Source organism: Solihabitans fulvus, from assembly GCF_008386585.1.
Taxonomy (GTDB): Bacteria; Actinomycetota; Actinomycetes; order Mycobacteriales; family Pseudonocardiaceae; genus Solihabitans; species Solihabitans fulvus.
Map to the genome: position 1 here is coordinate 1 of NZ_VUOB01000173.1, position 210 is coordinate 210.

1 pseudogene is annotated in these 210 nt (G+C 67.6%); it reads left to right on the forward strand.

The features are described from left to right. Positions 1-13: 13 nt before the first annotated feature. Positions 14-210, forward strand: a pseudogene (locus tag F0L68_RS41085) (RNA-guided endonuclease TnpB family protein); the annotation flags it as partial.

Sequence of the window (210 nt, forward strand, 5' to 3'; positions counted from 1 at the left end):
CGAGGTGTCGTCGGTGCCGTTGCAGCAGGGCTTGCGGCACCTGCAAGGGGCGTTCACGAACTTCTTTGCCAAGCGGGCCGGGTATCCGCGGTTCAAGTCCAAGCGCAGGTCGCGGGCCTCGGCCGAGTACACCAGCTCCGCGTTCCGGTTCCGGGACGGACGGTTGAGCTTGGCGAAGATGGCCGACCCGCTGGCCATCGTGTGGTCCCG